Origin of the sequence: Mangrovactinospora gilvigrisea (genome assembly GCF_001879105.1) — a bacterium.
Lineage (GTDB): Bacteria > Actinomycetota > Actinomycetes > Streptomycetales > Streptomycetaceae > Mangrovactinospora > Mangrovactinospora gilvigrisea.
Genome location: NZ_MLCF01000127.1, coordinates 38,870 through 54,061 on the forward strand (window position 1 = coordinate 38,870; position 15,192 = coordinate 54,061).

The following is a 15,192-nucleotide window of genomic DNA, read 5'->3' on the forward strand; positions in this document are numbered from 1 at the left end:
CGGCAGCGACCGCCCCCTCGCTCCTTGTAGAGTCTGGGAGCGTTGGAACGGACCGGCGGGATTCCGGCACCTGCGACCGTCGGCCCAGGCGAATGCCGCATGCCGAATGGCGAATGGACGACACATCGTGACGACGCGCACCCCCACCCCCGCCGACCTCCCGGCCGCGCAGACGGCGTTCCGCGCCCTCGTCGACCGCGGGCTCAAGCTCGACCTCACCCGAGGCAAGCCCGCCGCCGACCAGCTCGACCTCTCGAACGACCTGCTCGGCTTCCCGGGCAGGGCCACGTTCTCCGACGCGGCCGGCACCGACCTGCGCAACTACGGCGGCCCGGCCGGCCTGCCCGAGCTGCGCGCGCTCTTCGCCCCGTTCCTCCAGGTCCCGGCCGACCGGCTGCTGGCGCTCGGCAACTCCAGCCTCACCGTGATGCACGACACCGTGGTGCACGCGCTGCTCTCCGAGATCCCCGGCGCCAAGCGCCGCTGGGTGGAGGAGCAGGCCGACACGGGCATCGCGTTCCTCTGCCCGGTCCCCGGCTACGACCGGCACTTCTCCATCTGCGAGCGGTTCGGGATCGACATGATCCCGGTGCCGATGACGCCCGACGGCCCGGACATGGACGTCGTCGAGCGCCTCGCCGCCTCCGAGCCGCGCATCAAGGGCATCTGGTGCGTGCCGAAGTACAGCAACCCCGACGGCGCGGTCTACAGCGACGCCACGGTGCGCCGCCTCGCCGAGATGCCGACCGCCGCGCCGGACTTCCGGATCTTCTGGGACAACGCCTACGCCGTCCACCACCTCACCGAGGAGGAGGTGGAGATCGCCGACATCCTCGCCGAGTGCGAGGCCGCCGGGCACGCCGACCGCGCGTTCGTCTTCGGCTCCACCTCGAAGGTGACGTTCGCCAGCGCGGGCGTCGCGTTCTTCGGCTCCTCGCGGGCCAACGTGGAGTGGCTGCAGTCCAAGCTCGCCAAGAGCACCATCGGCCCCGACAAGGTCAACCAGCTGCGGCACGTCATCTTCCTGCGCGACGGCGACGGCCTGCGCGCGCTGATGGCGCGCCACCGCGCACTGCTCGCGCCGAAGTTCGAGGCCGTCGACCGGATCCTCACCGAGCGCCTGGGCGCCTCCGGCGAGGGCCCGGGGGAGTGGACGAACCCCAAGGGCGGCTACTTCATCAGCCTGCGCGTCCCCGAGGGCTGCGCGGCGCGGGTGGTGGCGCTGGCGAAGGAGGCCGGCATCGCCCTCACCCCGGCCGGTGCGACGCACCCATACGGCCAGGACCCCGAGGACCGCACCATCCGCCTCGCCCCGACCTTCGCCACCCTGGCGGACGTCGAGGCCGCGGTCGACGGCGTCGCCACCTGCGTCCAGCTCGCCGCCGCCGAAAAGGCCGTCTGAGGACGCGCCCCGTCAGGGGCGCGGGGAACCGCGCGAGCGAGCCGCGCGGACCCGCCGCGGGGCAGGCACCGCGCCCCCCGCGGCGGCACCGCCCTCAGCCGCGCCGCGGCCGCCGCGCGACGACCAGATCCCGGTCGATCGCCTGGTCGACCCGGTGGCGGAACCCCGCCTCCGGGCCGGCCACCGGCGTAAGCCCCGCCTCCGCGAGCAGCTCCGCGACGGCGTCCCCGCTCGCGGTGTGGGTGTTGAAGGAGACCCCCACCGCGCCGCCGGGCCGCACCAGCGCGGCCCACACCGGCGCCGCCTCGGCCAGCAGCTCCAGCGGACGGCGGGCCAGCCCGCCGCCCCGCACCGTGCTGCCGTGCTGGACGCCGTACGGCGCGTCCGCCACCACCAGGTCGAACGCCGCGGGACGCCAGAACTCCGCGGCCCGCAGGGTGTCCGCGTGGACGACGTCCACCGTCCGCACCTCGCCGGCCCGGTACTGCTCCTTGCTGAGCCCGAACTCGGCCTCGAAGCGCCGCCCCAGCCGCTCCTTGTTGCGGCGGATCGGCTGCACGCCCGCCTTGTGCTTCATCCGCTTGTCCTTGAGCCAGGTGCGCAGGAACGTGGCGTAGGCGTCGAAGTCCTTGCCGTCCACGTCCATCCCGGCCGCGTCCCAGCCGTACATCAGCACCTGGTTGAGGGTGGTGCCGCGGCCGCACATCGGGTCGAGCACCCGCAGCGGGCGGCGCAGCATCGCGGTCGGGTCGTCCATCGCCAGCGCGGTGGCGTTCAGCAGCAGCTTGGTGAACTGCTCGTTGGTCTTGCCGACGTACTTCTGAATGGTGATCAGGTCGTCGTCTAGGGTGTCCAGCCGCTCCAGCGCGACGGGCCGCAGCAGTGTGTCGTCACCCTCGCCGACCAGCTCGAAGAGCGCGTAGAGCGAGGAGAGGTTGGACAGCGCCCGCACCGCCTCCGCGTCCAGCGTGCCGCCGTCGGCCCGGAACCCCAGGTAGGGGACGCCGCCGATGGTGTGCTCGCCGATCTCCGACAGACGCCCGCCGAGCAGCGCGCGCCCGAAGAGCTCCAGCTCGCCGGCGGCCATCCGGGGCGCGGTCTTGGTGTAGACGCGATTGCTGGACGGGGCGATCAGCGCGGCGTAGCCGCGCGGTGACGTGCTCTCGGGCATGGGTGGGCGCTCGCTCTGACGGGGGATCGGGAATCCCCCGGATCCTACCGGAGCCGCCCGCCGCGGCCGCGCAACCGTCCAACCCCCTCGCGGCCGCGCAGCGTCCGGCTGGGGTGCCGCAGCGTTCAGCGCCGCCGAAGCTCCTCCCCGACCATCCGCCGCACCGCATCCGCCAACCCGTGATGCAGCGCCGCCCGCCTCGCCACCGCCGGATCCCGCCGCAACTCCGCAACCAGCGCCACGCACAGCGCCAGCATCACCACCACGAACGGCAGCGCCACCAGAATCGTCGCCGACTGCAGCGACCCCAGTCCGCCCGCCACCAGCAACCCGGCCGCGACCGCGGCCATCAGCACGCCCCACCCCACCACCAGCCAGTTCTTCGGGTGCGCGGCCCCCCTGCTGGTGAGCGACCCCATCACCAGCGACGCCGAGTCCGCGCTGGTCACGAAGTACGCCATCACCAGGATCATGGCGATCCAGGACATCACCGTGGAGATCGGCAGCGCGTGCAGCAGCCCGAAGAGCGACGCCTCCGGCCCCTCCTTCGCCGCCGACGCCAGATCGGCCTTCCCCGTCATGTGCAGCCGCAGCGCGCTGCCGCCCAGCACCGAGAACCACAGCACGGACGCCCCGGAGGGGATCAGCAGCACCCCGATGAGGAACTCCCGCACCGTCCGGCCGCGCGAGATCCGTGCGATGAAGGTGCCCACGAACGGCGCCCAGGACATCCACCACGCCCAGTAGAAGATCGTCCAGCTGCCCAGCCAGTCGACGCCGCCGAAGGCGCCCGTCGCGGTGGCCATCGGGATGAGATGGAAGAGGTAGGCGCCGACCCCGGAGGGGATGAGGTCGAGCAGATAGACCGTCGGGCCGAGCACGAAGACGAAGACCACCAGCACCGCCGCCAGCACCAGGTTGCCCGTGGAGAGCCACTTCACCCCGCGGTGGATCCCGCTGAACGCCGAGCCGACGAAGGCCGCCGAGAGCACCGCGATGATGATCAGCTCCACCGTGAGGCTGTCCTTGACCCCGGCGGTGAGGTCGAGGCCGCGGGCCACCTGGAGGGCGCCGAGCCCCAGGCTGGTGGCGGTGCCGAAAACGGTGGCGAAGACCGCCAGCAGGTCGATCACCCGCCCCGGCCAGCCGTCCGCCCGGCGCGCCCCCAGCAGCGGGACGAAGACCGAACTCAGCCGGTTGCTGCGGCCTTTGCGGTAGGCGGAGTAGGCGAGGGCGAGGCCGGTGACGCCGTAGATCGCCCAGGGGTGCAGCGTCCAGTGGAAGAAGGAGTACTCCAGCGCGGCCTGCGCCGCGGCCGCCGTCCCGGGCCGGGCGCCGCTCGCCGGCGGGGGAGTGAAGAAGTGCGTCAGCGGCTCGCCGACGCCGTAGAAGAGCAGGCCGATGCCCATCCCGGCGCTGAACATCATGGCGATCCAGGCCAGGTTGCCGAACTCCGGGCGGTCGTCGTCCGCGCCGAGCCGGACGCGGCCGTACCGGCCGAAGGCCAGCACCACGCAGGCGACCACGAACAGGTCCGCGGCGATGACGAAGAGCCAGGCGAAGTTGCGCAGCACCCAGGCGAGCGCGGTGGCGGTGGCGGTCTCGAAGGAGTGCTTGCCGAGGACGGCCCAGAGCACCACCGCGGCGACCGCGGCCGCGCCGATCACCACGGTGGGGATGTCCGGCGGATGTGCCCCGGACTCCTCGCCGGGGGCGTTAGGACCGGGCTCGTTGCGGGATGTCGCGCTGCTCACAGGGAGCAACTATGTCGGCATTCGCGGAACTTGTCCGGAATGAAACCCTTGTCGGCGCGTCCTCCGCGCCCTCCGCTGCGTCGACGTCAGCGCGCCACGTCCGTCACATCAGAACGCGCGGCCCGGCCGCTTGCGGAACTGCCGGGCCAGCGGCCGCACCAGCGCCTCGAACTCCCGCTGCTCCGCCAGCGTCAGCGGCACCGCGTCGTGCGCGCCGGCGGCATCCACCACCATCCGCCACCCCTGCCTTCGCGGTGCCAGCATCGCCTCGGCGGCCAGCCAGACGATGCAGGAGAGCGCGGTCGCCGCGGCGATGGCGGCGAAGATGTAGTTCGGGGTGGAGAGGGTGCTCACGGCGGGGATCCTCCCGGGGACTCGGCGAGGGGGCTTCCCCTGGGACTTTAGTCCCCGATCCTGGGAATATGATCAGAACCCCCGCGTGAGCATGGTTACTTCACCGCAATTGTTCGCATCTCCGTGCGGGATCTCACTCGACGGTGACCGACTTGGCCAGATTGCGCGGCTTGTCGATGTCGCGCCCCAGCTCCAGCGCCGTGTGGTACGCCAGCAGCTGCAGCGGCACCCCCATCAGCACCGGGTCCAGCTCCGGCTCGTTCTTCGGCACCACGATGGTGCGGTCCGCCCGCTCCTGCTCGCGGTGCGCCACCGCGACGATCCGGCCCTTGCGCGCCTTGATCTCCTCCAGCGTCGCCCGGTTCTTCTCCAGCAGCTCGTCGTCCGGGACGACCGCCACCGTCGGCACCTCCGGCTCGATCAGCGCCAGCGGGCCGTGCTTCAACTCCGAGGCCGGGTACGCCTCCGCGTGCACGTACGAGACCTCCTTGAGCTTCTGCGCCGCCTCCCGCGCCACCGGGTAGCCGCGCACCCGGCCCACGAACATCGCGCTGCGCGCCGACGCGAACTCCCGCGCCGCCTCCGCGATCGCCGCCTCGCCGTCCAGCACCTGCTGGATCTGCTCCGGCAGCCGGCGCAGGCCGTCGACGATCCGCCGGCCGTCCGCCACCGACAGGTCGCGCACCCGGCCCAGGTAGAGCGCCAGCAGGGCGAAGGCGACGGCCGTGTTGGTGAAGCACTTCGTCGACACCACGCACACCTCGGGGCCGGCGTGGACGTACATCCCGCCGTCCGTCTCCCGGGCGATCGCGCTGCCCACCACGTTGACGACGCCGAGCACCTTGGCGCCCTTGCGCTTCAGCTCCTGCACCGCGGCGAGGGTGTCGTAGGTCTCGCCGGACTGGCTCACCGCGATGTAGAGGGCGTCCGGGTCGACCACCGGGTTGCGGTAGCGGAACTCGCTGGCCGGCTCGGCGTCGGCGGGGATCCGGGCCAGCTCCTCGATCAGCTGGGCGCCGATCTGGCCGCTGTAGTAGGCCGAGCCGCAGCCCAGGATCTTCACCCGGCGCACCGCGCGCGCCTCGCGGGCGTCCAGCCCGAGGCCGCCCAGGTGGACGGTGGCGAACCGGTCGTCGATGCGGCCGCGCAGCACCCGGTCGACCGCCTCCGGCTGCTCGGCGATCTCCTTGTGCATATAGGTGTCGTGGCCGCCCAGGTCGTAGCTCTCCGCCGCCCACTCCACGGTGGTCGGCTCGGCGCTGGTGCGGGAGCCGCCGGTGGTGTAAGTCCGGTAGTCGTCGGCGGTGAGGGTGGCCATCTCGCCGTCCTCGAGGGTGACGACCTGGCGGGTGTGGCGCACAAGCGCCGCCACGTCCGAGGCGACGAACATCTCCTTCTCGCCGATGCCCAGCACCACCGGGGAGCCGTTGCGGGCCACCACGATCCGGTCCGGGAAGTCGGCGTGCAGCACGGCCACCCCGTAGGTGCCCTCGATCATCGACAGGGCGGCCCGCACCCGCTCCTCCAGCGTCTCGCCGCCGGCCCGGGCGACCAGGTGCGCCAGCACCTCGGAGTCGGTCTCCGAGGCCAGCTCGATGCCCTCGGCGGCGAGCTTGGCGCGCAGCTCCGAGGCGTTGTCGAAGATGCCGTTGTGGACGATGGCCACCTTGCCGTCGGCGCTCAGGTGGGGGTGGGCGTTGTCGTCGCCGGGGGCGCCGTGGGTGGCCCAGCGGGTGTGGGCGATGCCGGTGGAGCCGGCGAACCGCTTGGGCAGCCGCTCCTCCAGCTCGCGCACCCGGCCCTTGGCCTTGACGGCCTTCAGCGTCCGGGTCGAGCCCGAGCGGCCGAGCACCGCCACGCCGGCCGAGTCGTAGCCCCGGTACTCCAGCCGCTGCAGCCCCTCCACCAGCAGCGGCGCCGCCTCGCGCCGTCCGATGTATCCGACGATTCCGCACATACCTGGATGAACCTCCGTCAGCCGTAGACGATCCGGCGCAGCTGCCGCGCGCTCAGCCCCGGCGCGGCCACGGCCCGGTGCGGCAGCTCCTCGCCGATCACGGCGAAGATCTCCGGGTTGGTGAGGCCGCGGGCCTGCAGCTCGCGGTGGCGCCGGCGCACGAACTCCTCCACCGACTCGTCGAAGTAGGCGAGCACGTCCATCACCACCCGCAGCGCCTCCCCGCGCCGCAGCGGGGTGGTGCGCACCAGGTGGTCGACGAGCTCCTCGTGGGGGGTCCGGCGTTCGAGCACCCCAGGATCCTGCCCGCCCGCCGCACCGGAAGCCAACCCTCCTGCCCGATTCCGGGCAGGATCACGCGCGAATGCCCCAGGGGTCCGACGGAAAGCGCTGACGCTTGCCGCCGCGCGCCGCGGGACGGCAGGATCTGCCGTCATGACCGCGTCAGCTGCGCCCCGGACCGACCCCCGCACCCTCCCGGCCGCCCGACGGCGCAGCCATCCGGGGCTGGTGGCCCAGGCGGTCCTCCAGTTCCTCTACGTCCCGGCGTGGTACCTCGTCGGCATCCCCGGAATCATGGCCCTGATGGTCTGGGGGACGAGTTCCCCTCCCTGCCGGCCGCCGCCTTCAAGGTGCGCGGCGTCTGCCTGGGCTGGACCCGGCTGCAGGCCGAGTGGACCGGATCCGCGGAGGCCTGGGCCGCCTTCACCGCCCCGCTGCTGGCCCGGCGGACGGGCGACGCCGAGCGCCGCCACGCCCGCAAGGCGCGCCGCAACGCCCGCCGCCGGATCCGCCGGCCCCGCCCGATGGCCAAGCACCCCGCGGCGGAGCTTCCGCTCCGCCACTACCGCGGCCTCGCCCCCGCCCAGGTCGACGCCCTCGCCCGCCGCCAGGGCTGGACGGTCGCCTGGGACCGCTCCCGCCTCCCCCGCCAGTCCCTGACCTTCGTCCCGGCCCACCTCCCGGACCTCCCGGCCCCCGCGGACCCGGCCGCCGCGCGCTGATCGGCCGCGGTTGTCGGTGGTGCGCCGTACCGTGGATGACGTGCGTCCGACTACCGACATCCAGCGCAAGGTGGCGCCCTTCGAGGTCGTCAGCCCCTACCAGCCCAACGGCGACCAGCCGACAGCGATCGACGACCTCGAGCGCCGTGTGCGCGCCGGCGAGAAGGACGTCGTCCTGCTCGGCGCCACCGGCACCGGCAAGTCGGCGACCACGGCGTGGATGATCGAGCGGCTGCAGCGGCCCACCCTCGTCATGGCGCCCAACAAGACCCTCGCCGCGCAGCTCGCCAACGAGTTCCGGGAGCTGCTGCCGAACAACGCCGTCGAGTACTTCGTCTCGTACTACGACTACTACCAGCCCGAGGCGTACGTCCCGCAGACGGACACCTACATCGAGAAGGACTCCTCGATCAACGAGGAGGTCGAGCGGCTCCGCCACTCCACCACCAACTCGCTGCTCACCCGCCGCGACGTGGTCGTGGTCGCCTCCGTCTCCTGCATCTACGGCCTGGGCACCCCGCAGGAGTACGTCGACCGGATGGTCCCGCTCAAGGTCGGCGACGAGATCGACCGCGACGCGCTGCTCCGCCGCTTCGTCGACATCCAGTACCAGCGCAACGACATCGCCTTCACCCGCGGCACCTTCCGCGTCCGCGGCGACACCATCGAGATCTTCCCGGTCTACGAGGAACTCGCCGTCCGCATCGAGATGTTCGGCGACGAGATCGAGGCGCTCTCCACCCTCCACCCCCTCACCGGCGAGGTCGTCACCGACGACCAGGAGCTGTACGTCTTCCCCGCCTCGCACTACGTCGCCGGCCCCGAGCGGATGGAGCGGGCCATCAACGGCATCGAGGCGGAGCTGACGGGCCAGCTCGCCAAGATGGAGAAGGCCGGCAAGCTGCTGGAGGCCCAGCGGCTGCGGATGCGCACCACCTACGACATCGAGATGATGCGCCAGGTCGGCTCCTGCTCCGGCATCGAGAACTACTCGCGGCACATCGACGGCCGCGAGGCCGGCACCGCCCCCAACACCCTCCTCGACTACTTCCCCGACGACTTCCTCCTCGTCATCGACGAGTCCCACCAGACGGTGCCGCAGATCGGCGCGATGTACGAGGGCGACGCCTCCCGCAAGCGCACCCTCGTCGACCACGGCTTCCGGCTGCCGTCCGCGCTCGACAACCGCCCGCTGAAGTGGGAGGAGTTCCTGGGGCGCATCGACCAGACGGTGTACCTGTCGGCGACCCCCGGCGCCTACGAGCTCTCCCGCGCCGACGGCACCGTCGAGCAGATCATCCGCCCCACCGGCCTCGTCGACCCCGAGGTGGTCGTCAAGCCCACCGAGGGCCAGATCGACGACCTGGTGCACGAGATCCGCACCCGCACCGAGAAGGACGAGCGGGTCCTGGTCACCACCCTCACCAAGAAGATGTCCGAGGACCTGACGGACTATCTGCTGGAGCTCGGCATCCGCGTCCGCTACCTGCACAGCGACATCGACACCCTGCGCCGGGTGGAGCTGCTGCGCGAGCTGCGGGCCGGCGAGTACGACGTGCTGGTGGGCATCAACCTGCTCCGCGAGGGCCTCGACCTCCCCGAGGTCTCGCTGGTCGCCATCCTCGACGCCGACAAGGAGGGCTTCCTGCGCTCCGGCACCTCGCTGATCCAGACGATCGGCCGCGCGGCCCGCAACGTCAGCGGCCAGGTGCACATGTACGCCGACAAGGAGACCCCGGCGATGGCCAAGGCCATCGACGAGACCAACCGGCGCCGCGAGAAGCAGATCGCCTACAACACCGAGCACGGCATCGACCCCCAGCCGCTGCGCAAGAAGATCGGCGACATCCTCGACTCCATCGCCCGCGAGGACGCCGACACCGATGCGCTGATCGGCGCCGGCCGCCAGCAGTCCCGCGGCAAGGCGCCGGTGCCCGGGCTGTCCGCCCGCGCTCAGCAGGCCCGCAAGGGCGACTTCGGCGACATGCCGGCCACCGAACTCGCCGAGCTGATCGAACAGATGACGCAGCAGATGCACGGCGCCGCCGCCGAGCTGCAGTTCGAGGTCGCGGCCCGGATGCGCGACGAGATCAACGAGTTGAAGAAGGAGCTGCGCGGGATGCGTGAGGCCGGGCTCTCCTGACCGCGGCCGGGTCGCGCGCCGGTCACGCCCTGGCGGCGATCCGGGCGCGGCCTGACACGGCGCTCCGCTTTGCATAGGGTTGGGGCCGCTCGAACCACGACAACGGGAGGACAGTTCGGTGTCGGTGAACCTGCAGAAGGGCCAGGCCGTCAGCTTGCAGAAGCAGGGCGGCGGCTCGCTCACCGTGGTGCGGATGGGCCTGGGCTGGAAGGCGGCGCCCAAGCGCGGCCTCTTCGGCACCCGCACCCGTCAGATCGACCTGGACGCCTCGGCGGTGCTCTTCGCCGACCGCGAGCCGGTGGACGTCGTCTTCTTCCAGCATCTGACGAGCGACGACGGCTCGATCCGGCACACCGGCGACAACCTGGTGGGCGGCGCCGGAGGCGAGCAGGACGACGAGTCGATCCTGGTCGACCTCGCCAACGTCCCGGCGAACGTCACGCAGATCGTCTTCACGGTCAACTCCTTCACCGGCCAGACGTTCGCCGAGGTGCAGGACGCGCACTGCCGCCTGGTCGACGAGACCAACGACGAGGAGCTGGCCCGCTACACCCTGGGCGGCGGCGGTCGGCACACCGCGCAGATCATGGCGAAGGTAAGCCGGGTGGGCGACGGCTGGTCGATGGCGGCCATCGGCGAGCCGGCGGACGGCCAGACCTTCCAGGACCTGATGCCGGTGATCGCCAAGTTCCTCTAGTCCCGCCGGCCGGTCTGGTTCGTCGGGTTCGTCTGGTTCCTCTAGGGGACGTCCCTCGGGGTCGAGTCGGGGTTCTGTGACCGGGACCATGGTCCCGGCGTTTTACCATCCCTTGGTAAAGCAATTACTCTCTCTTGGTATGGACGGGGTACAACCCCCGCGCTCATCCCTCCGACTGCCCCGAGGAGCAGCCGCACGTGGACGTCCATGCCAGTACCTGGATCATCACCGTCGTCGTCCTGATGGCCCTGATCGGGATCGACTTCCTGATCGGCGGCCGAAAGCCCCACGAGGTCTCCGTCAAGGAGGCCGGCATCTGGACCGCGGTATGGATCGCGCTCGCCTGCCTCTTCGGCGTCGGGCTGCTGATCTTCGCCGGCGGCGCCCCTGCCGGGCAGTTCTTCGCCGGCTTCATCACCGAGAAGTCGCTGAGTGTCGACAACCTCTTCGTCTTCGTCCTGATCATGTCGAAGTTCGCGGTGCCGGCGATCTACCAGCAGCGGGTGCTGCTGGTGGGTGTCCTCATCGCGCTGGTGCTGCGTGCCGCGTTCATCGCGGCCGGCGCGGCCGTCATCTCCGCCTTCGCCTGGGTCTTCTTCCTCTTCGGCGCGTTCCTCATCTGGACCGCCTACAAGCTGATCCGCGAGGCGATGTCCGACGAGGACGAGGAGGACTTCAAGGAGAACGCCGTCCTGCGGTGGGTGGAGAAGGTGCTGCCCACCACGAAGGAGTACCACGGCACCAAGCTGACGGTCCGCGAGGCGGGCCGCCGCGCCGTCACCCCGATGCTCATCGTGATGATCGCGATCGGCACGACGGACGTGCTGTTCGCGCTGGACTCCATCCCCGCGATCTTCGGCCTCACCAAGGAGCCGTACATCGTCTTCACCGCCAACGCGTTCGCCCTGATGGGCCTGCGTCAGCTGTACTTCCTGATCGGCGGGCTGCTGAAGAAGCTGGTGTACCTGTCGTACGGGCTCTCGGTGATCCTCGGATTCATCGGCGTCAAGCTCTTCCTGGAGGCGTTCCACGGCGTGGGCGTCCACGTCCCGTCGATCTCCATCCCGGTGTCGTTGGGCGTGATCGTCGGGGTGCTGGCCGTCACGACGGTGGCCAGCCTCGCCAAGACCCGCAAGGACACCAGGGCCGAGGCGCTGGAATCGGGTGAGAACGCCGAAGCGGCGGCCGACGGCTCCGTCACCGGAGCCGAGGACCGCCGCCTGGGGGAGTGAAAGTCTAGTTCACGGCACCCGCTGGTTTGGCGAAGACCGCCTTGAACGGGCAGTACATCTTGAGCATCGAGTCCGTCTGTTTCTGGATGGTCTCGGCCGCCTGCATCGGGGTGTGCTTCCCGAGGAGCACCGCGTCCTGCTCGGTCTCCTGGTCGTTCCAGAGGAACGCACCGATGGGCAGCGGCACGCGGCTGCGGGCGAAGGAGAGCTGCTTGGCGAAGAACTCCTGACCCTTGATCACCTGCGGGTCCTTCAGCAGGGCCGTGTAGGTGGGCAGGTGAGAGGTGGCCGTCATGAACACCTTCTGGCCGTACGCGCTGTCGTACAGCTTCATGACCTCCCAGGCCAGCTGGCCGTGGTTGCCCTTGGTGCCCTTGGGCATCGTCAGCGCGAAGCCGCCGGCCCAGGTGGAGGGCGGCTGCCCCTTCTTCTCCACCGGGAGGTAGGTGACGCCGTACTTCATCTTCGGGGCGTAGTTCTTGAAGTTCGCCATGTCCCAGTTACCGGTGATCTCGAAGCCGAACCGGTTCTGGTAGATCGGGCTGATCGTCGGCGGCGCGTTCGGCGGCGCGTAGGCGGCCAGGAACGCCTGCAGCTTGGTGTAGTTGAGCTTGCTGACCCAGTTGTCGAGCAGCGTGTAGGCCTTCACCGCCGCCGGCTCGGTCGCGGTGACCCGGCAGGTCTTGTTGTCGAAGAACTTCGCGCCGAAGCCCATCATCCAGGTGGCCGGCTCACCCTGGCCCCACCAGGGCACGATGCCCACCTGGGTGTAGTTGCCGTGGCTGTCCTTCTTGTCGACCTTGGCCGCCATCGCCTGCAACTCGGAGATGGTGATCGGGCCGTTCTTCGGGTCCAGCTTCGAGATGTCGACGCCGGCCTTCTGCAGGACCTCTTTGTTGTAGACCAGGGCGCGGTCGTCGGTGTCGTAAGGGAGGGCGTAGTTCTGGCCCTTCCAGGCGCCCTCGCCGACGGCGAACGGCAGGTACTTCTTGGTGACGTTGCCCTTGCCGGCGGCCTCGTCCTTCTTGATGTACGGCGTGAGCGACTTCAGCATGCCCAGCGCGGCCTGCTGGATGACGCCGAACCGGTCGGTGAGCATCAGGTCAGGGGCAACGTTGCCGCGCACTGCAGTGATCAACTGGGTGTTGTCGCCCGCCGCGACGCCCGGCTTGCGGTCCAACTCGATGGTGACGTTGGGCATCTGCTTTTCGATCCAGTTGATGACCTTCTGCTGGGCCGCCATCCCCACCGGGTCGGCCTGCTGCGTCCAGACGACGATCTTTGTCTTGCCCCCCGTCGACTGGGTTCCGCAGCCGGCGGCCGTCAGGACGAGTGCCCCCGCGGCGACCCCGACGGCCAGCTTCCTGCCACGTCTCATCACTTGAAGCTCCCCATGGTGATGCCGCGGATGAAGTACCGCTGGAAGATGAAGAACAGGATCACCAGCGGCAGAATGATCATCAGCGAGCCGGCCATCAGCAGGTTGTAGGGCACATTGCCGTTGGCCTGCTGGAACGACTGGATGCCGATGGACAGCGTCATGTGCGCGTTGTCCTGGAGGTAGATCAGGGGGCCGAGGAAGTCGTTCCAGGCGCCCACCGCCGAGAAGATCGCCACGGCGCCGAGGGCGGGCCGGGCCATCGGTGCCACGATCTGCCAGAGGATTCGCCACTCGCTGGCGCCGTCGATGCGGGCGGCGTCCAGGTTATCCCGGGGGATCTGCAGCAGGAACTGCCTCAGCAGGAACGTGAAGAACGCGCTGCCCAGGAACGCCGGGACCACCAGCGGGAGATAGGTGTTGATCCAGTGCAGCCGGGCGAACATGTCGAACATCGGGATCAGCGTGATCGGGAAGGGCAGGAAGAGGGTGCCCAGGACGAGGTAGAAGACCTTGTCCCGGCCGCGCCACTCGATGCAGGAGAACCCGTACGCCACGATGAAGTTCGAGGCCACCGAGCCGATCGTCGTCAGCAGGGTGATCCAGAAGGAGTTCAGATAGAAGGTGCCGAAGGGCAGCTGTTTGAAGACTTCCTTGAAGTTACTCCAGGCCCAGTGCTGCGGGATGATCGGCGGCGGCACCTTCGACAGGTCGCCGGTCGACTTCAGCGCGGTGGAGAGCATCCACAGCAGGGGGATCAGGAAGATCACCGAGATCACCACCAGGAAGATTCTCTTCCCGATGCCCGCGGTGATCTTCTTCCTGCGGAGGACCCGCTGAGCGTTTTCGCGCGCTGCGGCGGGGTCGATCGGGCTCGGCGACGGACCGCCGGGCTGCTCGGTCAGGGTAGCCATGACTCGTTCCCTCCTCTCACGCTGCGGAAGCGTCGTAGTTGACGAAGCGGCGGGTCACCCAGAAGACCAGCAGCGCCAGCAGCATCCCGAAGAGGAAGAGCGCCACCGCCATCGCCGAGGCGAAGCCCAGCTGGGCGTAGCTGAACGCGTTCTTGTACAGGTAGTACATGTAGAAGAGCGTTCCGTTGTCCGGGCCGCCGCCGGTCATGATGTACGCCTGGGTGAAGACCTGTAGGCCACCGCTGATCCCGGTGATCAGGTTGAAGAGGATCGCGGGGGTGAGCAGCGGCAGCGTGATCTTGGTGAAGGACTGCCAGGGGTTGGCGCCGTCGATCCGCGCGGCCTCGTAGAGCGTCTGCGGGATGTTGTTGAGGCCGGCGAGGAAGATCAGAGCGGCGTTGCCTGCGCCCAGTTGAGCCATCACCACGATGACGACCTTGGCGGAGGTCGGCTCGGCCAGGTAGTTGACGTTGCCGCCGCCGAACGCCTCGATGACCTTGTTGACGATGCCGTACTGGGGGTTGACCAGCACGACGAAGATGAAGGACATCGCGAAGACCGGGACCAGCGAGGGCACATAGAGCGCCGTCCGGTACCAGGCGACTTCCTTGACATTGCGGTTCATCGCCAGGGCCAGCAGCACCGAGACGACGAGCCCGATGGGCACGGCGAGCACGGCGTAGAAGAGCGTGTTCCCGATGGACTGGCCGACCAGCGGGTCGGTGAACAGGCTCTTGTAGTTGTCCCAGCCGATGAACTTGGCGTGGTTCATCCCGGTGTAGCTGGTGAAGCTGATGATGATCGAATACACGAGCGGGTACGCGATAAAGACGAGGAACCCGATCGCCCAGGGGGTCAGGAACAGCAGGCCCCGCCGCATGTTCTGCTTCTCACGCGGCGACATGGGCTTGCGTGGCTCCCGCCTCCTTCCGGCGCTCGGCGCCTGCGCCTGCAGGGTGTCGGCCATTTTCAGCAATCCCTCCCAGATGGCTGCAATGCCGTGGCAGCGGTGTCGGACAACGTTGTCCAGACCCCCCGCAGATGGGGCGTCTCCCGAGCACCGTTTCCGGAAGTGTGGGGTTGGGGCGGCAGCACGTCAAGATGTCGTGCCATAACAGATCGTCAATCTCCCGGGCCGGTACCCGGGGTTGCAGGCCCCCGCCGCGGAAGTCTGCGGAGGTCAATC

13 protein-coding genes are annotated in these 15,192 nt (G+C 69.7%); 5 read left to right on the forward strand and 8 right to left on the reverse strand.

Going from position 1 to position 15,192, the window contains the following annotated elements; all coding sequences use genetic code 11:
- Positions 1 to 127: 127 nt before the first annotated feature.
- Entirely contained in the window at positions 128 to 1,402 is a 1,275-nt protein-coding gene (locus tag BIV57_RS19665) for an aspartate aminotransferase type Ic (RefSeq protein WP_245797816.1), read from the forward strand.
- Positions 1,403 to 1,496: 94 nt separating this feature from the next.
- On the opposite strand, the gene BIV57_RS19670 is transcribed toward BIV57_RS19665, so the two are convergent.
- The 5 genes from BIV57_RS19670 to BIV57_RS19690 form a co-directional block, all read right to left on the reverse strand.
- Complete coding sequence (locus BIV57_RS19670) at positions 1,497 to 2,573, reverse strand: TRM11 family SAM-dependent methyltransferase (RefSeq protein WP_071658178.1); 1,077 nt, start codon at positions 2,571 to 2,573, stop codon at positions 1,497 to 1,499.
- A 125-nt stretch (positions 2,574 to 2,698) separates the two neighbouring features.
- Entirely contained in the window at positions 2,699 to 4,327 is a 1,629-nt protein-coding gene (locus BIV57_RS19675; RefSeq protein WP_079170509.1) for a BCCT family transporter, read from the reverse strand.
- Positions 4,328 to 4,435: 108 nt separating this feature from the next.
- Positions 4,436 to 4,681: a hypothetical protein gene (locus tag BIV57_RS19680; protein WP_071658179.1), complete on the reverse strand. Its 246-nt coding sequence runs from the start codon at positions 4,679 to 4,681 to the stop codon at positions 4,436 to 4,438.
- A gap of 133 nt (positions 4,682 to 4,814) precedes the next feature.
- A complete protein-coding gene (glmS, locus tag BIV57_RS19685) occupies positions 4,815 to 6,638 on the reverse strand; it encodes a glutamine--fructose-6-phosphate transaminase (isomerizing) (RefSeq protein ID WP_071658180.1) in 1,824 nt (607 codons plus the stop codon).
- Positions 6,639 to 6,655: 17 nt separating this feature from the next.
- The gene (locus tag BIV57_RS19690) at positions 6,656 to 6,931 is read right to left on the reverse strand and encodes a hypothetical protein (protein WP_071658181.1); all 276 of its coding nucleotides are present in this window, start codon (positions 6,929 to 6,931) and stop codon (positions 6,656 to 6,658) included.
- 255 nt (positions 6,932 to 7,186) lie between these two features.
- Here BIV57_RS19690 and BIV57_RS19695 point away from each other — a divergent pair, with 255 nt between their 5' ends.
- The 4 genes from BIV57_RS19695 (at position 7,187) to BIV57_RS19710 (ending at position 11,714) form a co-directional block, all read left to right on the forward strand.
- The gene (locus tag BIV57_RS19695; protein WP_139275731.1) at positions 7,187 to 7,642 is read left to right on the forward strand and encodes a hypothetical protein; all 456 of its coding nucleotides are present in this window, start codon (positions 7,187 to 7,189) and stop codon (positions 7,640 to 7,642) included.
- 40 nt (positions 7,643 to 7,682) lie between these two features.
- On the forward strand, positions 7,683 to 9,785 hold the full coding sequence (gene uvrB / locus BIV57_RS19700; protein WP_071658183.1) for an excinuclease ABC subunit UvrB: 2,103 nt from the start codon (positions 7,683 to 7,685) through the stop codon (positions 9,783 to 9,785).
- Positions 9,786 to 9,903: 118 nt separating this feature from the next.
- The gene (locus BIV57_RS19705; protein WP_071658184.1) at positions 9,904 to 10,482 is read left to right on the forward strand and encodes a TerD family protein; all 579 of its coding nucleotides are present in this window, start codon (positions 9,904 to 9,906) and stop codon (positions 10,480 to 10,482) included.
- A 197-nt stretch (positions 10,483 to 10,679) separates the two neighbouring features.
- Positions 10,680 to 11,714: a TerC family protein gene (locus BIV57_RS19710; RefSeq protein ID WP_071658185.1), complete on the forward strand. Its 1,035-nt coding sequence runs from the start codon at positions 10,680 to 10,682 to the stop codon at positions 11,712 to 11,714.
- 4 nt (positions 11,715 to 11,718) lie between these two features.
- On the opposite strand, the gene BIV57_RS19715 is transcribed toward BIV57_RS19710, so the two are convergent.
- Genes BIV57_RS19715 through BIV57_RS19725 form a run of 3 tightly spaced genes read right to left on the reverse strand, consistent with a single transcriptional unit; the run spans position 11,719 to position 14,910 of the window.
- Complete coding sequence (locus BIV57_RS19715; protein ID WP_071658186.1) at positions 11,719 to 13,092, reverse strand: type 2 periplasmic-binding domain-containing protein; 1,374 nt, start codon at positions 13,090 to 13,092, stop codon at positions 11,719 to 11,721.
- On the reverse strand, positions 13,092 to 14,006 hold the full coding sequence (locus tag BIV57_RS19720) for a carbohydrate ABC transporter permease (RefSeq protein WP_079170510.1): 915 nt from the start codon (positions 14,004 to 14,006) through the stop codon (positions 13,092 to 13,094). The genes BIV57_RS19715 and BIV57_RS19720 overlap by 1 nt, the downstream gene beginning before the upstream one ends.
- Before the next feature lie 16 nt (positions 14,007 to 14,022).
- Entirely contained in the window at positions 14,023 to 14,910 is an 888-nt protein-coding gene (locus BIV57_RS19725) for a carbohydrate ABC transporter permease (protein WP_071658187.1), read from the reverse strand.
- Between the last annotated feature and the right edge of the window lie 282 nt (positions 14,911 to 15,192).

Coding starts and splice junctions, on each gene's coding strand:
- BIV57_RS19670 (WP_071658178.1), bottom strand. CDS start 2,573: ATGCCCGAGAGCACGTCACCGCGCGGCTACGCCGCGCTGATCGCCCCG.
- glmS (WP_071658180.1), bottom strand. CDS start 6,638: ATGTGCGGAATCGTCGGATACATCGGACGGCGCGAGGCGGCGCCGCTG.
- BIV57_RS19715 (WP_071658186.1), bottom strand. CDS start 13,092: ATGAGACGTGGCAGGAAGCTGGCCGTCGGGGTCGCCGCGGGGGCACTC.
- BIV57_RS19720 (WP_079170510.1), bottom strand. CDS start 14,006: ATGGCTACCCTGACCGAGCAGCCCGGCGGTCCGTCGCCGAGCCCGATC.
- BIV57_RS19725 (WP_071658187.1), bottom strand. CDS start 14,910: ATGTCGCCGCGTGAGAAGCAGAACATGCGGCGGGGCCTGCTGTTCCTG.